Annotated in this window: 19 protein-coding genes; 9 read left to right on the top strand and 10 right to left on the bottom strand. The window is 45.2% G+C overall.

From position 1 onward, the window contains the following. Positions 1-4 precede the first annotated feature (4 nt). Positions 5-2686 (bottom strand): phosphoenolpyruvate carboxylase, encoded by a 2682-nt coding sequence (ppc, locus tag V6E90_RS08265; RefSeq protein WP_065343082.1) that lies wholly within the window; start codon positions 2684-2686, stop codon positions 5-7. 84 nt (positions 2687-2770) lie between these two features. After that, positions 2771-3394: a TetR/AcrR family transcriptional regulator gene (locus tag V6E90_RS08270; protein ID WP_016542210.1), complete on the bottom strand. Its 624-nt coding sequence runs from the start codon at positions 3392-3394 to the stop codon at positions 2771-2773. Between the two features lie 151 nt (positions 3395-3545). Between V6E90_RS08270 and V6E90_RS08275 the strand changes: the two genes are divergently transcribed. The 4 genes from V6E90_RS08275 to dnaJ all read left to right on the top strand — a co-directional run bounded on the left by V6E90_RS08275 (position 3546) and on the right by dnaJ (position 9548). Continuing rightward, positions 3546-4646, top strand: a complete 1101-nt coding sequence (locus tag V6E90_RS08275; RefSeq protein ID WP_016542211.1) for an efflux RND transporter periplasmic adaptor subunit — start codon at positions 3546-3548, stop codon at positions 4644-4646. A gap of 2 nt (positions 4647-4648) precedes the next feature. Beyond that, positions 4649-7777, top strand: a complete 3129-nt coding sequence (locus tag V6E90_RS08280; protein ID WP_332605091.1) for an efflux RND transporter permease subunit — start codon at positions 4649-4651, stop codon at positions 7775-7777. 133 nt (positions 7778-7910) lie between these two features. Next, positions 7911-8288, top strand: coding sequence for a hypothetical protein (locus tag V6E90_RS08285; protein WP_004656931.1), 378 nt, complete (start codon positions 7911-7913; stop codon positions 8286-8288). Between the two features lie 144 nt (positions 8289-8432). After that, a complete protein-coding gene (dnaJ, locus tag V6E90_RS08290) occupies positions 8433-9548 on the top strand; it encodes a molecular chaperone DnaJ (protein WP_004656932.1) in 1116 nt (371 codons plus the stop codon). A 58-nt stretch (positions 9549-9606) separates the two neighbouring features. Here dnaJ and V6E90_RS08295 read toward each other — a convergent pair whose 3' ends face one another. Continuing rightward, on the bottom strand, positions 9607-10035 hold the full coding sequence (locus tag V6E90_RS08295) for a hypothetical protein (RefSeq protein WP_016542213.1): 429 nt from the start codon (positions 10033-10035) through the stop codon (positions 9607-9609). Between the two features lie 108 nt (positions 10036-10143). Between V6E90_RS08295 and dapB the strand changes: the two genes are divergently transcribed. Continuing rightward, positions 10144-10965, top strand: a complete 822-nt coding sequence (gene dapB / locus V6E90_RS08300; protein WP_016542214.1) for a 4-hydroxy-tetrahydrodipicolinate reductase — start codon at positions 10144-10146, stop codon at positions 10963-10965. Between the two features lie 96 nt (positions 10966-11061). Beyond that, the gene (locus V6E90_RS08305; RefSeq protein WP_016542215.1) at positions 11062-11712 is read left to right on the top strand and encodes an START domain-containing protein; all 651 of its coding nucleotides are present in this window, start codon (positions 11062-11064) and stop codon (positions 11710-11712) included. 38 nt (positions 11713-11750) lie between these two features. Here the strand turns inward: V6E90_RS08305 and V6E90_RS08310 are convergent, their stop codons facing one another. Further along, positions 11751-12938 (bottom strand): MFS transporter, encoded by a 1188-nt coding sequence (locus V6E90_RS08310; protein ID WP_016542216.1) that lies wholly within the window; start codon positions 12936-12938, stop codon positions 11751-11753. 1 nt (position 12939) lies between these two features. Next, positions 12940-13746, bottom strand: a complete 807-nt coding sequence (dkgB, locus tag V6E90_RS08315) for a 2,5-didehydrogluconate reductase DkgB (protein WP_332605092.1) — start codon at positions 13744-13746, stop codon at positions 12940-12942. Positions 13747-13884: 138 nt separating this feature from the next. Here dkgB and V6E90_RS08320 point away from each other — a divergent pair, with 138 nt between their 5' ends. Continuing rightward, positions 13885-14787 (top strand): LysR family transcriptional regulator, encoded by a 903-nt coding sequence (locus V6E90_RS08320; RefSeq protein WP_016542218.1) that lies wholly within the window; start codon positions 13885-13887, stop codon positions 14785-14787. Here V6E90_RS08320 and V6E90_RS08325 read toward each other — a convergent pair. Further along, complete coding sequence (locus V6E90_RS08325) at positions 14735-15145, bottom strand: hypothetical protein (protein WP_016660074.1); 411 nt, start codon at positions 15143-15145, stop codon at positions 14735-14737. The two genes, V6E90_RS08320 and V6E90_RS08325, sit on opposite strands and share 53 nt — an antisense overlap. Positions 15146-15235: 90 nt before the next feature. Between V6E90_RS08325 and V6E90_RS08330 the strand changes: the two genes are divergently transcribed. Then, complete coding sequence (locus tag V6E90_RS08330) at positions 15236-16663, top strand: aminotransferase-like domain-containing protein (RefSeq protein WP_016542219.1); 1428 nt, start codon at positions 15236-15238, stop codon at positions 16661-16663. A 41-nt stretch (positions 16664-16704) separates the two neighbouring features. Beyond that, positions 16705-17523, top strand: coding sequence for an isocitrate lyase/PEP mutase family protein (locus V6E90_RS08335; protein ID WP_016542220.1), 819 nt, complete (start codon positions 16705-16707; stop codon positions 17521-17523). Positions 17524-17574: 51 nt separating this feature from the next. On the opposite strand, the gene ahr is transcribed toward V6E90_RS08335, so the two are convergent. Genes ahr through V6E90_RS08355 form a run of 4 tightly spaced genes read right to left on the bottom strand, consistent with a single transcriptional unit; the run spans position 17575 to position 19980 of the window. After that, positions 17575-18600, bottom strand: a complete 1026-nt coding sequence (ahr, locus tag V6E90_RS08340) for an NADPH-dependent aldehyde reductase Ahr (RefSeq protein ID WP_016542221.1) — start codon at positions 18598-18600, stop codon at positions 17575-17577. Between the two features lie 36 nt (positions 18601-18636). After that, the gene (locus V6E90_RS08345) at positions 18637-19191 is read right to left on the bottom strand and encodes a DNA-3-methyladenine glycosylase I (RefSeq protein ID WP_065343088.1); all 555 of its coding nucleotides are present in this window, start codon (positions 19189-19191) and stop codon (positions 18637-18639) included. 36 nt (positions 19192-19227) lie between these two features. Continuing rightward, complete coding sequence (locus V6E90_RS08350) at positions 19228-19473, bottom strand: hypothetical protein (protein WP_251115908.1); 246 nt, start codon at positions 19471-19473, stop codon at positions 19228-19230. 9 nt (positions 19474-19482) lie between these two features. Continuing rightward, entirely contained in the window at positions 19483-19980 is a 498-nt protein-coding gene (locus V6E90_RS08355; RefSeq protein WP_442881256.1) for a M23 family metallopeptidase, read from the bottom strand. Between the last annotated feature and the right edge of the window lie 6 nt (positions 19981-19986).

Genomic DNA, 19986 nt, shown 5'->3' on the forward strand with positions numbered 1-19986 from the left:
GGGCTTAACCAGTATTACGCAGACCTGCAGCAATCCCTGCAATACTCACCATCAAGGCGTGATCGACAGGGCTGTGTTCGGTTTGATGTTCAGACAGATACAGGCGACGACGTTTCATCAACTCTGCTTGTAATAAATGTAGTGGCAATAAATACGGTTTACGTACCTGCATGGATTGATCCAGTACTTCATTATTACTGAGCAGTTTCGATTCACCTTTTAGACGCAACAGAGTATCCACTGCATTTTGCAGACGCTGACGTAATTCAACTCCCAATACTTTTAAGTCCTGATCTTGAGTCAGATGTGATTCATAATACAGGGCAATATCAGCATCCGATTTTGACAACACCATTTCCAGCATATCAATCAGGGTTTGGAAATAAGGCCACTGTTCCAGCATGTCATTCAAGGTGTTTTGGTGTTGTTCATGCACCTGATTAATCGCCGTGCCTGTACCCAACCAAGCAGGCAGCATCAAACGGATTTGTGTCCATGCAAATACCCAAGGAATGGCACGCAGTGACTCAATACCACCACTGACTTTGCGTTTGGCTGGTCGTGAACCCAATGGCAGCATTTGTAGCTCAAGTTCAGGCGTAACCGTGCGTAGATAGCTGACAAAGTTTGGATTTTCACGCACCGTCTGACGATAGACTTTGACCGATAAATCCGTCATTTGATTCATTAGATCACGCCACTGTTGTTTCGGTTCAGGCGGCGGCAATAAGGTCGCCTCTAAAGTCGCTGCGGTATAGATTTCCAGATTTTGCAGTGCAATACCTTCTAGACCGAATTTGAAGCGAATCATCTCACCTTGTTCAGTGACTCGAATCGCACCTGAAATTGAACCTGGTGGCTGCGAGAACAGGGCTTGCTGCGTTGGTGCACCACCGCGGCTGATTGAACCACCACGACCATGGAACAAGGTCAATTGCACACCATGTTGTTTGGCAATTGCAGTCAATTCTTCTTGAGCGCGATATTGCGCCCAGTTGGCGGACATAAAGCCTGCATCTTTGGCAGAGTCGGAATAGCCAATCATCACCTCATGTTTGCCTTGAATATGTTGCTTATACCAATGCATATTGAACAAGGTGTTCATGGTTTTGGCTGCACCATCCAGATCCTTTAAGGTTTCAAATAAAGGCACGACGCGTAGCGGATGTTGAATCCCAGCTTCCTTTTGCAGCAATAAAACTGCGAGTACATCACTTGGATATTCTGCCATGGAAATAATATAGGCACCCAAGCTCTCGGTCGGCTGTTCCGCCAAGGTACGCATGGTGGCAAATACTTCCAGTACGTCGGGATGCTGAATTAGACTACCTTCGGGTTCATTGAAAAACTTAGGCAATAACGGGCGTTTGCTTTGCAGTTCCTGAATTAGGAAGTTTTGACGGGCTTGTTCAGTCCATGATTCAAAATTGCCTAGGCCCAGATATTCGGTAATCGCTGAAATCGCCTGGCGATGGCGACCCGATTCTTGACGAATATCCAGTTTGAGCAGTTCAATGCCGAAGCAGTTGACCCGATAAATGAAATCTAGCAATTGTCCATTGGCGATCTCGGCCAAGTTACTGTCAATCAGTGAGCGATAGCAAAGCAGTAGCGGCGCTAATAGTTCATCTTTATTTTTGATGATATTGCTGTCATCGGCTTCAGCACCTTGTAAGCGTTGTCCCAACCAATAGCGAGTGGCTTTTAAACGTTCACGCGTATCACGCAAATACTCACGATAGGGTTCAGGGTGTTCATAACCTAAAGCTTGTGTCAGTTCTTCAGAACAGCTTTGAATGGATAATTCCCAACGCAGATTTTCAATATCACGTAGATATAAATCCGCCGCCTGCCAACGTGATAACCACAGCACTTCTTGGGTGACTTGATGGGTCACATTTGGGTTGCCATCACGGTCACCGCCCATCCAAGAGGCAAAACGAATTGGTGCGATGCTCAAAGGCAAGGCATGCTCACAATGCTGCTGTGTGAGTTCATTCAGTTCACGTACGAATTTCGGTACTGCATTCCAGAGCGACTGCTCGATGGTGGCAAAGCCCCATTTGGCTTCATCGACAGGCGTTGGACGATGCTGACGAATCTCATCGGTTTGCCAAGCTGAGCTGACCAATTGCTTCAGGGTCGCAATGGTCTGTTGGCGTTCTCTCGGTGTCAGTTTTTGTTGATCCAGCTGGGAGAGACAGTCGGTAATATCATCATATTTTTGAATCAGGGTACGGCGGCTGACCTCGGTTGGATGCGCTGTCAACACTAATTCGATTTTGAGGTCACAGATTTGTTGAAATAGTTGTTGTGCATTGATCTGTTGGGTTTTGAATTTTTCAAATAAATGTGGCAATGGGTTCGGGCTAGGCGCATGCTCATCGAACTCGGCCTGACGGCGGCTACGTACCACATGATATTGTTCAGCAATATTGGCGAAGTTAAGAAAATGTGAGAATGCGCGGGTCAGCGGCAAAATCTCTTCATCTTTTAAACCGAGAAACAATTGTTCGAGCTGTTTTTCTGCTTCGATCTGGCCGTCACGTGCACCTTTGGCTAATGCGCGAATTTGTTCAATCTGATTAAACAAATCTTGCCCAGCATGTTGCTTTAAGGTCTCTCCAAGTAAATTGCCGAGTAAACGGACATCTTCACGTAGTGGAGCAGTGATTTGCTGAATCATTCTAATTCTCCTGTTGTTCTTACTCGACTATAGCGCGATTGGGAGACATTCCAAGAGCAGAACGTAAAAAAATGTGAATATTCTCTAATTTATGGGTTGATATTTAAGCAAAAAAATCTCGATGGCCTGTTGAATCATCTGATCGATTTCAGTTGCCGTAGGCACAGGGGCTAAACCCAGCAACACTTGTTGATGACGGATGCCTAACATGAGTGAAATGATCAGCTCGGTTTGCTTAATGGGTTCATCTGCCTGAATAAATTTAAAGCCGATGGCCTGTTCAAAAAAATCACACCAGACATGACACATGCGACTATGTGAGGCATCAAAAAACTGTTGGGTTAAGGGGCTTTGTTCCGCCGCCAGTTCAAACAGTAAACAATCCAATTTCAGTGCTTCAGGCAGATAAATAATACTTAATGCACGCTGACACATGAGCACCAGTGCCTGTTTAAAATCAGCATCGGCGGTCAGTTCAATCTGTTTGGTTCGAATCGATTCTTCACAGCTTTCTTCAATGGCGCACATAAATAGATTGCTTTTGTCCTGAAAGTGGTTGTACACCGTGAGTTTGGTGACGCCAGCCTCTTTGGCAATCTGATTCATATTGGTGGCGTGATAGCCCATTTTTAAAAAAATAGATTTTGCGGCCTGTAAAATTTTGGCTCTTTTTTCTAAATCTTTAGGGCGGCCACTGCTGATGTGCACGTTATCGTTCTCTTTTAATCAATGTAGAAATCAAAAAAATCGCTTTATTTTTTAATTAATGTACCCATGAGTATATTAATTAAAAAATAAACAATCTATGATAATGCTCAGATCACGCCTTAAAAATCAATTTGAATAAGAGCGCAAACAGATGAATCAGATCAATCGTATCATATTGGGGTTACTCATTGTCAGTAGTGTACTCCTCAGCGCCTGTCAGAAAGAGCTGCCAAAGACTGAGGAAATTCCCTATGTCATGGTGACTCAACCCAGTCGTAATCATATCGATCAGAAAAGCTATGCAGGGGATGTACAGGCAAGACAACAAACCGCTTTGGCCTTCCGTGTCGGGGGACAGATTACCGAACGTTATGTGGATGTCGGTGATCGGGTCAAAGTCGGCCAAGTGCTGGCGAAACTGGACGTCAAAGATGCGCAATTGCAAATGAATGCAGCTAAGGCGCAGTTACAAAGTGCACAGGCTGCAGCAAAAATTGCGGCGGAAGAATATCAGCGTTATCAGCAGTTACTGCCTGTCAATGCAGTGAGTCGTTCACAATTTGATGCAGTCAAAAATCAGTATGAATCTGCGCAAGCCAGTTTGCAACAAGCACGCTCGAACTATGAAGTGTCATCTAACCAAACCGGTTATAACCAGTTAATCTCCAATAAAAATGGGGTGATTACCCAGCGCCAAATTGAGATTGGCCAAGTGCTTGCCGCAGGGCAAGCCGCTTATCAATTGGCGATTGATGGTGAGCGCGAAGTGGTGTTCGGTGTACCTGAGCAAGCAGTCAGTACCATCAAGGTTGGACAACCTGTATGGGTCACTTTATGGTCGCAACCTGATGCACGTTTTGCGGCTAAAGTACGTGAAGTTTCACCTGCTGCCGATCAATCGCGCACTTTTACGGTGAAGGTTTCTTTACTGGAAGGGCAATCGAGTATTCAACTCGGGCAAAGCGCACGGGTGTTCTTTGTGGCACAGGACAATAACGTGTTGAGCGTGCCTTTATCCAGTGTTACAGCCAATGAGCAGCAAGCCTATGTCTGGGTGGTGAATGCCAATCAAAGCATACGCAAAGTGCCTGTGACTTTAGGCACTTATGGTCGAGATAGCGTACCCGTGGTGTCTGGTTTAAAAGCCACAGACTGGGTAGTGGTTGGTGGCGTTCATTTACTGCGTGACCAGCAAAAAATTCATCCAGTTGATCGTGATAATCGTGAAGTCACCATAAAAGCGGGAGGTTAGAGATGAAATTTAACCTTTCAGAATGGGCACTCAAGAATAAGGGCATTATCCTTTATTTTATGCTGTTGCTCGGCATCGTCGGCATCATGTCTTATTCCAAACTTTCGCAAAGTGAAGATCCGCCGTTTACTTTTAAGGTGATGGTGGTACAGACCTATTGGCCGGGCGCAACAGCCAAAGAAGTCTCAACACTGGTCACGGATCGAATTGAAAAAGAATTGATGACCACAGGTCAGTATGATCGCATCATGGCCTATTCGCGCCCAGGTGAGTCGCTGGTAACCTTTGTGGCCAAAGACAGTTTGCCGTCCAGTGCTATTCCTGACGTTTGGTATAACGTACGCAAGAAGGTCAATGATATCCGCTCGCAACTGCCGAGTGGTGTACAAGGGCCTTTTTTCAATGATGAGTTTGGGGACACCTTTGGCAATATCTATGTGCTGACAGGCAAGGACTTTGACTATGCGGTGATGAAGGAATATGCCGACCGTTTGCAACTACAATTGCAACGGGTCAAGGATGTCAACAAGGTTAATCTGGTCGGTCTGCAAGATCAGAAAATCTGGATTGAACTGTCCAATACCAAGGCAGTGCAATTAGGTGTACCTGTTACCGCCATTCAGGAAGCGATTCAAAAACAAAATGACATGGCGGGTGCTGGATTCTTTGAAACAGGCACTGACCGTATTCAAATTCGTGTCAGTGGACATTTGCATAGTGTCGAAGACCTGAAAAAAATGCCATTGTTGGTGGGTGATAAAACCATTCAACTGGGCGATGTTGCGGACGTATATCGTGGCTTTAGTGAACCGGCACAACCCCGCATGCGCTTTATGGGGGAGAACGGGATCGGGATTGCGGTTTCGATGCGTAAAGGTGGCGACATCATTGCGCTCGGTAAAAATTTGGAAACCGAATTTAACCGTCTACAGAAAACCCTGCCTTTGGGCATGAAACTGCAAAAAGTCTCCGATCAGCCTGTGGCGGTACAACGCAGTATTCAAGAGTTTTTAAAGGTCTTGGCCGAAGCGGTGATTATCGTGTTATTGGTCAGTTTCTTTTCACTCGGTTTCCGCACCGGCTTGGTGGTGGCGTTGTCTATTCCCTTAGTACTGGCCATGACTTTTGCGGGGATGAATCTGTTTGATGTGGGTCTGCATAAGATTTCACTGGGGGCGTTAATTCTGGCGCTCGGATTGCTGGTCGATGATGCCATTATCGCTGTGGAAATGATGGCGATTAAAATGGAACAGGGCTATAGCCGATTGAAAGCGGCAGGTTTTGCCTGGCAAACCACTGCTTTTCCGATGTTAACGGGAACGCTGATTACCGCAGCAGGATTCTTGCCGATCGCCACCGCGCAATCGGGTACAGGTGAATATACCCGCTCTATTTTCCAAGTGGTGACCATTGCATTGATCGTGTCATGGATTGCAGCCGTGTTGTTTGTACCGTATTTAGGTGAAAAACTATTACCTGATTTTACTAAACAACAGCAACAAGCAGCATGGTATGTCCGTCTTTGGGCGAGATTGCGCAAGCAACCTGCACCTGTGGTAGAAGCGCATGGTCAGCATCATGACCCTTATCAATCCAAGTTTTATCAATCTTTCCGCCGTGTGGTGGAAATCTGTATTACCTATCGTAAAACCGTGATTGCGGTGACTGTTGGCATCTTTGTCCTGTCGGTGGCCATGTTTAAGCTGGTGCCACAACAGTTCTTCCCGCCATCAAATCGGGCTGAAATTCTGGTGGATTTAAAACTGGAAGAAGGGGCTTCACTGACGGCGACGGAACAAGCAGTGCATAAGGTGGAGCAGTTCCTGTCTAAACAACAGGGCATTGATAACTATGTGGCTTACGTGGGTACAGGCTCGCCACGTTTTTATTTGCCGCTCGATCAGCAATTACCACAAGCCAGCTTTGCTCAGTTTGTGGTTTTGGCATCGTCTCTAGATGATCGTGATGAGATCCGCCGTTCTTTGGACAAGCAGATCAAGCAATTATTACCGCAAGTCCGTACTCGGGTGTCTTTATTGGAAAATGGTCCACCAGTGGGTTATCCATTGCAGTATCGTGTCTCGGGTGAAGACCTCGGGACGGTACGTCAATGGGCGCAGAAAGTGGACAAAGTCCTGAGTGAAGACCCAAATACCACCAATGTACATTTGGATTGGGGTGAGCCAAGCAAAATCATTGCGATTGAAATTGACCAAGACCGTGCGCGGCAAATGGGCGTTTCCAGTGTCGATTTAGCCAATTTCTTAAATGCCTCCGTGACGGGGTCGGTGATGAATCAATATCGCGAAAAACGTGAATTGATCGAAATCCGTTTACGTGGTGATAAATCGGAACGTGTTGAAGTGGCTTCTTTGGCAAGCTTGGCGGTGCCGACCAGCAAAGGAACCACTGTGCCTTTGGCGCAGATTGCCAAGATTGAATCGCGTTTTGAAGAAGGTTTAATTTGGCATCGTAACCGTTTGCCAACCATTACCGTTCGTGCTGATATTCGTACCCACTTACAACCTGCAACTGTAGTGCAACAGTTGGCTGATCAGATGCAGACACTCCGTGCAGACTTGCCAAGTGGTTATCTACTGGAAGTGGGGGGGACAGTTGAAGAGTCGGCAAAGGGGCAAAATTCGGTTAATGCGGGTATGCCCTTGTTCTTGGCGGTGGTGATGACTTTATTGATGATTCAGTTGCGCAGTATGTCGCGGGCAACCATTGTCTTGCTCACCGCACCCTTAGGCTTGATTGGTGTAGTGGCGTTCCTGTTGCTGTTCAATAAACCCTTTGGTTTCGTCGCGATGTTGGGCACCATTGCCTTATCAGGCATGATCATGCGTAACTCGCTGATCTTGATTGATCAAATTGAGCAGGACATTTTGGCAGGACATGAGCCGTGGGAGGCGGTGATTGGTGCAACCATGCGCCGTTTCCGTCCAATTGTGTTGACAGCATTGGCTGCGGTACTGGCCATGATCCCTTTATCACGCAGTATTTTCTTTGGTCCGATGGCGGTTGCGATTATGGGTGGCTTGATTGTCGCCACTTTATTAACCTTGTTTTTCCTGCCTGCACTTTATGCAGCATGGTTTAAGGTTAAAAAAACAACACAACTATCGTAATTATTTTGTGAATAAAGGTGCGAAACATTGAAAATTTCAATATAGTAGCACCTATATTTTAAGACCAAAAAATAATTGAATTTCATTGCATGATCAAATTTGTACGATGCAGTGAATCGAGGTGATATAGAGCATGGGGCAAGACAATATTGAGCAGCATCGCCGCTACGTGGCGATTTCTTACGTGTTCATGTTTCTTGCATTATTTACAATAGTGTTTGCGGTGTTTGCATACCTATTAGCAAAGAAAGTTGCGATTGTGGATAATGCCGAAGTATGGATACATGCGCATGCACTCTGGATTATGCGTAATGTGCTGTTATTTTTATTGATGGCTTTCTTTGCAGCGCTATGGTTTATCCCCCTGTTCTTTTTTGCCTGGAACAGCGTACTTTGGGTGACCGCGATGACGGTTGCTGGCGTGGTGTTTAGTTCAATTGCTTGGTTATTTTTACTGAATGCTTGGCTGAAAGGAATTGCCAAGTACTTTAAAAATAAAGCCGTTTTCTAAATTTATGGCTTTTTTATTGCAATAGCCCTTGTAAATTTATCGTACAGCCCCTATTAAGGCTCTGTTGACTTTTTTATTACCAAAGTCAGCAGAGCCTATTTGTTTTTTAGATTTAAATAAATTCCGTGAGGAGCATCGCCAACCATGGCTAAACGTGATTATTATGAGGTTTTAGGCGTTTCGAAAACCGCAAGTGATGATGAGATCAAAAAAGCCTATCGTAAGTTGGCGATGAAGTATCATCCAGACCGTAACCCGGACAACGCTGAAGCTGAAGAAAAGTTCAAAGAAGCGGCTGAAGCGTATGAAGTGCTTTCTGATGAAGAAAAGCGCAGCATGTATGACCGCGCTGGACATAGTGCCTTTGAAGGCGGCTTTGGCGGTGCAGGTGGTGGCTTCGGCGGTTTTAGCGCAGAAGATATTTTCAGTCAGTTTGGCGATATTTTTGGTGGAGCGTTTGGTGGCGGTGGCCGTCAGCAACAACGTCAACGCCGTGGTTCAGACCTCCGTTATGTGATGGAACTGACGCTTGAAGAAGCGGTCAAAGGCGTGAAAAAAACCATTACGTTCACAGCACCAGCACCATGTGAAACCTGTGATGGTAAAGGATCTAAAAATCCAAATGATGTAGAAACCTGTCGTACCTGTCATGGTGCGGGTCAAGTGCGCATGCAACAAGGCTTCTTCTCAGTTCAGCAAACTTGTAGTACTTGTCGTGGTCAAGGCAAAATCATCAAAAATCCATGTAGCAGCTGTCATGGTTCAGGTGTTGCAGATCGTCAGCAAACTCTGGAAGTCACCATTCCTGCTGGTGTAGACAATGGCGACCGCGTACGCTTAACTGGTAAAGGTGAAGCGATTCGTGATGGTCAGGCGGGTGATTTATACGTTGAAGTGGTGGTTCGTGAACACGAAGTCTTCCAACGTGATGGTGCAGATCTGTATATGGACGTGCCTGTTAGCATTGCAGATGCGGCTTTGGGTAAAGAAATTGAAATCCCGACCCTTGATGGTCGTGTCAGCTTAAAAATTCCAGAAGGAACGCAAACCGGTAAATTATTCCGCTTACGTGGTAAAGGTGTTCGTCCTGTACGTAGCAGCATGGTTGGTGATCTATTGTGTCGTATCGTGGTCGAAACTCCTGTGAATTTAAACAGCCGCCAACGTGAATTATTGAAAGAATTACAAGCTTCGTTTGATGGTGATGGCCATGCTGCATCACCTAAGAAAAAATCATTCTTTGATCGTCTATTTGACTAATTAGACACCCATAAAAAAACCTGCTGCGGCAGGTTTTTTTATGGGAAACGGCAACAGATTAACGCCAAAATTTCCACCAAGATTTTTGTGGGGAATGTAGTACTTTTTCATCTTGTAAGAGCGTTTCTAAACGACAGATCATATTTTCAATCACACCATTGATAATCATAGAACCGAAGAGCCCAGTATGGTATTTTTCATGGACTAAAATATCGCTGATAAAATAAGCTATTTCCTGTATATCAAATTGATCAACTCCGCCAATCGTTTGGGCTTGTTTGATATCGACAGGTTTTTTATATTCTGAAAAAACGAAAATATCACGAAACCGATCTTCTAAGTTGGAGATCGGGTCTATATATAGACCTGCCATCATTGCCGCATCATCTAGATAGAGTTCCTGAGACGTCTTGGGGAAATTGGGAATATTTCGATAATATTTAACCAGTCTATCTATTTCAAATGCATCATAAGGTTTGACTGACATCTTATGCCTTAAATTTCAATTTTCTTAAATGCCTTATTTTAACTTTTTTACAAACACAGAGTTTTGCTATAGTAGCTCGATTGTTTAAATAAAAGACTGGGAAAAATTATGTCAACTTCTCCACGCATTGGAATCTTGGGTGCAGGCGGACGCATGGGGCGTATTCTGATTCAAGCGGTACAACAAGCAGGCTACCAACTGGCAGCAGCTGTTGAACGTCCTGAAAGCAGCTTGGTGGGGGCGGATGCAGGAGAACTTGCAGGGATCGGCAACCTCGGTGTCAAGATTGTGGGAAGTTTGGGTGAGGTTTTAAAAGACTGTGATGTGGTGATTGATTTTACTGCACCTGTAGCGACTGAACAGCATTTAAAGCTATGCCGTGAAGCTGGTGTGGCTATGGTGATTGGAACCACGGGAATGTCGGATGAACAAAAGGCATTTTTAGATGAAACCGCAACCCAGACCCCAGTTGTATATGCTGCTAATTATTCGGTCGGCGTCAATGTGTCGATTAAATTATTGGAACTCGCAGCGAAAGTGTTTGGCGATACGGTGGATATTGAAATTATTGAAGCGCACCATCGTCATAAAGTCGATGCACCTTCTGGTACCGCATTTATGATGGGCGAGGCGATTGCCGATACGTTGGGTCGTAACTTAAAAGAAGTGGCAGTGTATGGTCGTGAAGGTTATACCGGCCCGCGTGATCGTCAAACCATTGGTTTTGAAACCATTCGTGGTGGCGATATTGTCGGTGAACATACGGTGATGTTTATTGGTGAAGGTGAGCGTGTTGAAGTGACACACAAAGCCACCAACCGTATGAACTTCGCTTCAGGTGCAGTCCGTGCCGCGGCGTGGGTGGTTGGCCGTGAAGCACGTAAATATGATATGAAAGATGTTTTAGGCTTTAACGAGATTGACGTTTAAAACGTTCCTTTTTTGTACTATAAAAGAGCTTGTTGAGCTTTCTTTCCGAGAGGAGTGAAACAAGCTCTCGCCTTCATTACAACAATCGAGCATGACATGAATAAAAAACATATCGTCCTTGCTACACTGCTCAGTCTCAGCAGCTTTGCGGTGACTGCAGCATCAGAAACCGCCAAACTCAGTTTGCATCGGAACAATATTAAGGTTTGGACTTATCAAACAGAAAATAATCCGATTATCCAATATAAAGCGGAAACCACCTTTGATGTGCCTTTAGAACGCGCCGTAGCAGTGGTCCTTGATGTAGAGCGTACTCCACAATGGGTACCTTATGTGGGTAAGGTGCAAATGTTATCTCGGGATGATAAAAAAGGTGAATTTACCCTGTATATGGTGCTAGATTTTCCTTTTCCTTTAAAAGACCGTGATGTGGTGATTAAAGGTAAAATGAGCAAAAATGCGGATGGCAGCATTAGTATTAAAAATAACGCCATTCAGAATAATTACCCTGAACAACCTGATGTGGTGCGTTTAACCAAGTACGCAGGTGATTGGACTTTCCAGAAACTCGCCAATAATAAAGTGAAAGTCACGACCAATGGTTATGCAGATCCTGCGGGTTCGATTCCATTGAGCTTTGTGAATATGTTCGTGCAACAGCAACCTTATCAGATGCTGATGAAAATGAAAAAGGAAGTGAATAATCCTTTATACGCACAACCGAAATTGCCCGATGTCTTGAAATAATAAAAAAGCCTGATTAAATCAGGCTTTTTTATTACACATTAGGCTTGCGGACATTGTTGTAATTGCGAACTGGATTTGGTTGCCAGTTTGATTTGAATCAGAACCAAAATCAGACCGATACCCGCCAACACAGCGCCAATTATGGAAACAGCGGCATAGTTTAAGCCGAGACTTAACACTGCACCGCCTGCAGCTGCACCAATGGCATTACCGAGATTAAAGGCACCAATATTGACTGAAGAGGCGAGACCAGACGCCTCATGAGCAACTGACATCACGCGCATTTGTAAAGGCGGAACAATGGCAAAGGCAGCAGCACCCCAGATCACCAAACCGATTGCTGCCCCCAGTTGTGATTGAGCAAGGATTGGGAAAATCAGCATCAATGTAATCAGTAACAGCAAGAAACCAATTAAGGTCTTATCAATGGACAGGTCTGCAAACTTTCCTCCGAAATGGTTGCCGATGGAGAAGCCGATCCCGATCAAGACCAACATCAGGGTGATAAAAGTTGGTGAAGCATGGCTAAATTCAACCAGACTTGGCGCGATGTAGGTGTATAAGGTAAACATTGCGGAAGCACCAAATACTGTGGTTAAGAGTGCCAACAGCACAGGCAGGCGAGTCAGAACTTTCAGTTCCATTTTGACATTCGGTTTTTGACCGACAGATCCGACAGGCAGTGCTTTCCAGAGCGCCAGCATGGTGATGACACCGAGTGCAGAAATCGCAAGGAAAGACATGCGCCAGCCAATGTTTTGTCCTACCCATGTTGCCAGTGGTACGCCACCAATATTGGCGATGGTGAGACCCATAAACATGGTGGCAACCGCACTGGCCTGTTTATTTGCTGGAACAACACTGGCAGCCACCACAGAACCAATCCCGAAGAAGGCACCGTGGTTCAGACTGGTAATCAGGCGAGCACCCATTAAACTCATATAGTTGGGTGCAAAGGCTGCAATCAGATTACCAAGGGTGAAGATTGCCATCAGTAAAATCAGGGCATTACGACGGGCAAAACCACCAAACCATAAAGTCATGATCGGCGCACCGAGCATTACGCCCAGTGCATAACCCGTAATCAGCATGCCCGCACTTGGGATCGACACCCCTAGATCGTTGGCAATATTGGGCAACAGCCCCATTGGAGAGAACTCTGTTGTGCCAATGGCAAATGCACCAATGGCCAAGGCCAGCAAAGGAAGGTTGATGCGGCTGCTCATGTTATTTGTCCCATTCAGGCGCAAAGGGTTCAGGACTCACTTCTCGACCATTACGTTCAAGTTGGGCGATCAACTGCATTTCCTCTGCACTTAAAGTTAAGTCTTGCGCTTTTAAGTTGCTGATCAGGTTTTCACGTTTGGTTGATGAGGGAATCACAGCAAAGCCATTTTGTAAGGCCCAAGCCAAAGCGACTTGTGCGCTGGTTGCCTGATGCTGTGCAGCGATCTCAACTAAAGTTGGATCTTGCAGTACTTTGCCATAAGCCAAGGTCATGTATGAAGTCACGTCAATATTTTGTTCACCTAAAAAATTGACCAAGGTGCGGTTCTGCAAATAAGGACTAAGTTCAATCTGGTTGGTGGCAATGTGTTCTACACCAATGCTGTCAATTGCTTGTTGGGTCAAAGCAATATTGAAATTCGAGACACCAATTTGCTGGGTCAAACCTTGTTGTTTCGCTTCTAAAAGCAATTGCATGACGCTTGGAATGGATACACCCAATGCTGGAGCTGGCCAGTGGATCAAGGTGAGATCAACGGCATCAGTGCGTAGTTTTTGTAAGCTGTCTTTTAAGCTGGGAATGAATTTATCTTCAGCAAAATTGTCGACCCAGATTTTTGTGGTTAAGAATAAATCTTGACGAGCAACACCACTTTCAGCAATGGCTTGACCTACTGCTGCTTCGTTTTCGTAAATTTGTGCAGTATCAATGGTACGGTAGCCGACATCAAGTGCCGTTTTAACTGAGTCAATCACTGCTTGATCTTTAAGACGGAAAGTACCTAAACCGAATTGAGGGATACGCATATTTTTCACCTAATCTTTTTTCATGCTCTAAAGAGCTGTTTTGTGGATGGCTGTTATTTTGCGATGATTATTGTTGCTAAAAAATAGAGGAATTTGCAAAATACAGTTGACTAAATATCAATAATTGAGAGGGTGGCAATGAAGTCTACGGTAGAAGAACTGCTTGCTTTTATGACCATTGTCGATACCGGTTCATTTATTGCCGCAGCTGAACGATTGGGGCAGACCGCATCTGGGCTCAGTCGTTCACTCAGCCGTTTAGAATCCAAGCTCGAAGTCACTTTGCTGGAACGGACCACGCGAAAATTAAAACTTACCCAAGAAGGTCAGCAGTTTCTGCAACATGCTCGTAAAATCCTCAGTGATTTGAATGCCGCCGAAGAAGCCTTACAAAAATCAGATCAGGATACTTCGGGGGTGATTCGGATTGACTCAGCCACACCGTTTATTCTGCATGTGATTACGCCATTGGTACACAAGTTTCGGCAGTGTTATCCCAATATTGAAATCGAGTTGAATAGCAATGATTTGGTGATTGATCTACTGGAACATAAAACCGATGTGGCGTTTCGTTTTGGTGAATTACATGATTCCAGCTTACACGCTAAATTGGTGTGTAAAAGTCGTATCTATATTGTTGCCAGTCCAGAATATCTAAAACGTAAGGGCACGCCTTTACAGCCTCAAGCATTGCCTGAACATGATGTGATTGGTTTTACCCGTCCAACCTATATCAATACTTGGCCGATTAGAATTGAGGGTGAGTATTTTCAAGCACAACCTAAAGTGAGGGCGTCAAGTGGTGAAACCGTGCGACAGCTCTGTTTACGTGGGCAGGGGATTGCTCGACTGTCTGAATTTGAAATCTGGCAGGACATTCGAGAAGGGCGTCTTGAGGCGCTGTTTGAAGATCAAATCGAACATTCTTATCAAAGCATCCATGCTGTTTATTATCAACAAGAGCACTTGCCGAAACGGGTCCGTTTATTTATTGAGTTTTTGACTGAGCAACTAAGTCAGGGCTTCTCGGTTTGCCTATAGCTTCATTTTGAAGCTGTACATTCAGCACCGGAATTGATGGGCCTGTTTTCTGTATCACTGACACCACAATATGTTGCTGCTGTAGCTTGCATTCAAGTTCGACTGTTGGCAGAAAGTTGCTTGAGAGTATCAAACCATTTTCATTGGGCTTCTTATAGGTCATTTTGATGATGCGGGTCTGCTCGGGGGCTTCACTTTTTTCCATTTTCCATAACTCATAGGTCGGCTGGTTTTGAATTTGCAGATAGCCCTGTGAGAGTGATTTGCACACTTGTTGTTGCTGATAGGTGGCTTGGTCAGTCAGATCGCAGCCTGTCAATAAAATGACGCTTAATATAAATAAGATATTATTTTTCATGGTCTTATCCTTTGGCTGTTGATTTTTATAGCTTAACGGTGTTGTATAAACCAATACAGATACAGAAATTTATAAAAAAGCAGTACAGAGATGAGCTTCCAATATCAACGTTTAGCAGAACAGCTGGCGCATAAAATCTACCAGCATGAGTTACAGCCACAACAGAAGTTAAGTTCTTTAAGGGAATTTGCACGCCAGCAAAGTATCAGCCTGAGTACAGCGCAACAGTGTTACGAGCTACTGGAAGCCAAAGGGTTGATTTATGTAAAAGCCAAATCGGGCTATTTTGTCAATTCAAGACAATATCAAAGTGCTGTACCTGACAGTCCCCATTTTGAATCTAAGGCGAGGCAAGTTTCAAATTTAGATCTGCAAAACCAGATTCAGACCGCCTCAATTCAACATCATTTAACGCCATTGGGGGCGATTCAATTGTCACCCCATTTGATTCCTGTGGATGGGCTGCGTCGCTCTCTGCAACGCGCGCTCAAGCATTGTCAGCCCGAAGATTTTTTATATTGTAATAAGCAGGGTCATCAGCATTTGCGCCAAGCGTTGTCAGACCATTGGCGTGAAGATGGCATCTATGTTGCGACTGAGGATATTTTTATTAGTAATGGCTGTATGCCTGCTTTATCTCTGTTGATTCAACAGATCAGCCAAGAAGGCGATAGTATTTTGATCCCAACCCCGACCTTTAATGGTCAGTTGCAAATGCTGGCGAGCCTGAAGCGTAATATTATCGAAATTCCTGCCGATCATCGTGGTGTTGATCTGGAACGTTTAGAGTTTTTCATGCAACAGGGCAGTGCCAAACTGTGTTTACTCACTGCTAATTTTCAAAATCCTTTGGGTTATTGTCTGAGCAATGAACAGAAACAGCAGATTGCTCAACTGGCACAAAAATATCAATGCTTTATTTTGGAAGATGATATTTATGGTGAATGCAGTTTCCAAAAAGAACGCCCTTTGCCAATTCGTTATTGGGATCAGGAAGGTTATGTGATCTGGTGTGGTTCGGTTTCTAAATCATTATCCACTGCTTATCGAGTGGGATGGTTTTGTTTAGGGCGGCAATTACAACATTTACGTCCGCAGTTGTTGGCCAATAACGTGGGAGTGAATACGCCGTTACAGTTGGGTTTAGCAGACTTTATTTATAGCCGTGGTTATCGGGAGCATTTAGATCGACTCAGACCCAAGTTGATGCAGCAAGTGGAGCAGTATCGAGCGTATATTTTAGAGTGCTTCCACGGTATTCCGATTGCACTGAGCCAATCTCAGGGAGGGTATGCCTTATGGATGCAACTTCCCGACAGTATCACAGGTTTGGAACTCTATTATTTGGCGCAAGCGCAGGGGATCAACATTGTGCCTGGTGAAGTGTTTGGTGAAGATCGCCGTTATCAACATTTTATCCGATTAAATGCAGGTCATGCGTTAACAGCAGAAATCCGCCAAGCGATTCAGCAATTGGCGCAGTGGACGCGGGTTAGTATGGGCTCATCAGAGTGTTAAGCACTGATCGACAATCAGAATTAAAAAAGACGGGAGAAAAAATGCAACCTACGATTGCTGAAAAAAGAAAAATATTTCGTGATCTGCATCAGGCAGGCTGTTTTGTATTGCCCAATCCATGGGATGCGGGTAGTGCCAAAATGTTGCAACAACTCGGTTATCAAGCTTTGGCAACAACTAGTGCAGGTTATGCATGGTCTTGCGGCAAGACAGATGGGCAGTTGTCACGTGCAGAGGTACTCGCGCATCTTCGTGCTATGGTTCAATCAACCGATCTCCCTGTGAATGCCGATTTAGAAAGTGGTTTTGCAGAGACCATTGAGGGCGTGTTTGAAAGCGTAACCATGGCGATTGCAACAGGGGTTGCAGGGATATCCATAGAAGATTCTACTGGAAATGCGGACAAGCCATTACGAGAGATTAAAGAGGCTGCTATGAGGATCGCTGCGGCACGTAAAGCAATTGATGAAAGTGGCGAAGACGTGATGTTGATCGGACGTGCTGAAAACTTCTTTATTGGTGTTCCAGATTTAGAGGATACCATAACTCGACTGAAAGCCTATTCTGCTGCGGGTGCTGATTGTCTTTATGCACCTGGTATCAAAACATCAGATCAGATTGTTGCAGTGGTTCAAGCAGTGGCACCCAAACCTGTGAATGTGCTGATCGCTTGGGACAGTGAACTGAGTGTGCCAGCGCTGGCATCTTTAGGTGTTCGACGAATCAGTGTTGGAAGTGCTTTGGCACGGACGGCATGGAACGGTTTTATTCAAGCGGCCAGCTCGATTGCAGAAACAGGCCGTTTTCATTGTTTTGCAGAGAATCTCTCTGGGGCGGAGTTGAATAAAAGATTACGATGAGATCCGCCAAGCGATTCAACCGTTGGCGGATGAGGTGTGCAAAGGCCTAAATTAATCGAAATCGGCTTTGAGTACGATGCGATAACGTGCTTGGCCTGAATGCAGTCGTTCAATCGCCTCATTCAGCTGTGACATTGGAAATAGCTCAATCTGTGGTGCAATGTTTTTACGTGCAGCGAATTGTAAAAGCTGACGCAGTGCCAGAGGTGAACCCGTAGGTGAAGAAGTGACAGATTTGGCACCTCCCATGATTGCACCGACAGAGACAGGGATCGGTTCTAAAGTCACGCCAAGGAAATGTAGACGACCTTGTGGTGCAAGGGTATTCAGATAGGCTTGCCAGTTCAAGGTCACATTGACGGTGCTGAGTAATAAATCAAACTTGCCACGTTGCGCCTTGATGGCTTGGGCATCTCGGCTATTGACCACATGATCAGCGCCCATGGCCTTGAGTTCTTCGGTTTTATCTGGGTTCGAGCTGAAAGCGGTAATTTCACAGCCCCATGCTTTCAGCAATTTAATCGCAATATGACCGAGACCACCAATACCGATCACGCCGACATGATGGGTGGCTTGAATTTTATGTTTGAGTAAAGGATCAAAGACCGTAATGCCACCACACAGCAGTGGGCCAGCACTTTCGGGATCTAAATCGTCTGGAAGGGGAATGACCCATTGCCAACCAGCACGAACTTTATCAGCAAAGCCACCGGCATGTCCGATGATGGTGGCGCTTCTTTCACCTGTACATAAGACTTGATTGCCGCCAATACAGGGATCACAGGCTTGGCAGGTTTCCGCAGTCCAGCCAATGCCAACGCGTTGACCGACTTTGAGTCCTTTGGCTTCTGATCCCAGTGCAATGATGGTACCAATGATCTCATGCCCAGCCACTGCAGGATAAACCGACGATTGCCATTCATTATTGATGACGGAAAGATCGGAGTGGCACAGACCACAATATTCAACCTTAACTTCAACTTGATGAGCTTTTAAGTCTCCCGCATCAAATTGGTAAGGCACCACTTGCTCACCTGCTTGCATTGCAGCATAAGCGCGAATTTGATTATTGCTCATTGGAACTCCCATTCAAGGAAAATCGATGATGATTGGTTATTTAAATTGGCAATCATTTTCATGGTCATTGACCATACCCACCGCCTGCATAAAAGCATAGCAGGTGGTTGGGCCCACAAATTTAAAGCCACGCTTTTTTAAGGTTTTGGATAGTTTTTGGCTCAGCTCAGTTTGTGCGGGTGCTTCGCGGTAATTCACGACATCATTATGTTCGGTTTGATGGTCGACGAAACTCCACAGCCAAGCAGGGACATCTTCAACTTCATCTTTGAGTTTGAGCCAAGCAATGGCATTGTCGCGGATGGCTTTGAGCTTACCAATATGGCGGATTAAACCTGCATCACTGAGTTTGAGTTCGAGTTGATCATCGCTGAGTGCTGCGACGTCTGCGATGGAATGTTGAAAGAAATGTGAGCGATAATGCTCACGCTTTTTCAGCACCGTGATCCATGATAAACCTGCTTGCTGTCCTTCCAGACAGAGCATTTCAAATAGGTGAGTTTCATCGTGTTGTGGCTTGCCCCATTCTTGATCATGGTAAGCCATATAGAGCGGATCATCGGAGCACCAGCCACAGCGTTGAATTGTCATATTTGATGCTCCTTGTTGTTATTAGAACAGAATGATTTAAAGTTGGAATACCACCCATTCATTTGGGCGAGTATCCCAATAATACAATTCTGCATCGGTTAAATCAGCAAATTTAAGCCAAAAGTCTTTACCTGATTTATCGGCAAAACCGGTACTGATCAGCAAGGCTTCTTCAGTAATTTCCATGATCCAACCCTGATAGCTGGTGCCATTCAGGATGATTTTTTGCTGATTTCCAGACTCTGCAAATTCAACCAGACGTTCAATCAATGCTTCTGACATTGTGTGTTCCTAACGTAAATATGGGTATGGGTTGACTGCACCACGCCCTTTGCCATTTAAATAAATGCCGTAGTGTAAATGCGGAGCGGTATAGCGGGCATTACCCGTATTGCCCACATAACCGATCAGATCACCTTTACGGACATAGTCTCCCACATTGAGACCACGTTTATGTCCATCCAGATGCGCATAATAGTGCCAAGTGCCAGCTGGACCCATGATCCAGACCACCTTGCCACCTAAATTATTATTACGTAAATCAGCAACTAAGCCTTCGGTAGCACTATACACTTTCGTACCACGCTCTGCCATGATATCGATTCCCTCATGGCTACGGCCCTGACTTCGTGCCGCGCCCCAAGTATCCCGTAATTGATTGCGACTCACCCCTTTGACCGGAACAGGAAGGCGGCTGTCTAAACGCATGCTCTTGAGCTTATTCACCTGAGCATTGGGTAAGGAGGTAGGTTTCTTTGGGGTGGTGGCACAGGCTGATAATAAAATCATCAACAC

Source organism: Acinetobacter sp. ESBL14 (assembly GCF_036668815.1).
In the GTDB taxonomy this organism is placed as follows: Bacteria; Pseudomonadota; Gammaproteobacteria; order Pseudomonadales; family Moraxellaceae; genus Acinetobacter; species Acinetobacter gyllenbergii.

Excerpts from the sequence above, each read along its gene's own strand:
- ppc (WP_065343082.1), bottom strand. The coding sequence starts at position 2,686 with ATGATTCAGCAAATCACTGCTCCACTACGTGAAGATGTCCGTTTACTC.
- V6E90_RS08275 (WP_016542211.1), top strand. The coding sequence starts at position 3,546 with ATGAATCAGATCAATCGTATCATATTGGGGTTACTCATTGTCAGTAGT.
- V6E90_RS08280 (WP_332605091.1), top strand. The coding sequence starts at position 4,649 with ATGAAATTTAACCTTTCAGAATGGGCACTCAAGAATAAGGGCATTATC.
- V6E90_RS08285 (WP_004656931.1), top strand. The coding sequence starts at position 7,911 with ATGGGGCAAGACAATATTGAGCAGCATCGCCGCTACGTGGCGATTTCT.
- dnaJ (WP_004656932.1), top strand. The coding sequence starts at position 8,433 with ATGGCTAAACGTGATTATTATGAGGTTTTAGGCGTTTCGAAAACCGCA.
- V6E90_RS08295 (WP_016542213.1), bottom strand. The coding sequence starts at position 10,035 with ATGTCAGTCAAACCTTATGATGCATTTGAAATAGATAGACTGGTTAAA.
- dapB (WP_016542214.1), top strand. The coding sequence starts at position 10,144 with ATGTCAACTTCTCCACGCATTGGAATCTTGGGTGCAGGCGGACGCATG.
- V6E90_RS08305 (WP_016542215.1), top strand. The coding sequence starts at position 11,062 with ATGAATAAAAAACATATCGTCCTTGCTACACTGCTCAGTCTCAGCAGC.
- V6E90_RS08310 (WP_016542216.1), bottom strand. The coding sequence starts at position 12,938 with ATGAGCAGCCGCATCAACCTTCCTTTGCTGGCCTTGGCCATTGGTGCA.
- dkgB (WP_332605092.1), bottom strand. The coding sequence starts at position 13,746 with ATGCGTATCCCTCAATTCGGTTTAGGTACTTTCCGTCTTAAAGATCAA.
- V6E90_RS08320 (WP_016542218.1), top strand. The coding sequence starts at position 13,885 with ATGAAGTCTACGGTAGAAGAACTGCTTGCTTTTATGACCATTGTCGAT.
- V6E90_RS08325 (WP_016660074.1), bottom strand. The coding sequence starts at position 15,145 with ATGAAAAATAATATCTTATTTATATTAAGCGTCATTTTATTGACAGGC.
- V6E90_RS08330 (WP_016542219.1), top strand. The coding sequence starts at position 15,236 with ATGAGCTTCCAATATCAACGTTTAGCAGAACAGCTGGCGCATAAAATC.
- V6E90_RS08335 (WP_016542220.1), top strand. The coding sequence starts at position 16,705 with ATGCAACCTACGATTGCTGAAAAAAGAAAAATATTTCGTGATCTGCAT.
- ahr (WP_016542221.1), bottom strand. The coding sequence starts at position 18,600 with ATGAGCAATAATCAAATTCGCGCTTATGCTGCAATGCAAGCAGGTGAG.
- V6E90_RS08345 (WP_065343088.1), bottom strand. The coding sequence starts at position 19,191 with ATGACAATTCAACGCTGTGGCTGGTGCTCCGATGATCCGCTCTATATG.
- V6E90_RS08350 (WP_251115908.1), bottom strand. The coding sequence starts at position 19,473 with ATGTCAGAAGCATTGATTGAACGTCTGGTTGAATTTGCAGAGTCTGGA.
- V6E90_RS08355 (WP_442881256.1), bottom strand. The coding sequence starts at position 19,980 with ATGATTTTATTATCAGCCTGTGCCACCACCCCAAAGAAACCTACCTCC.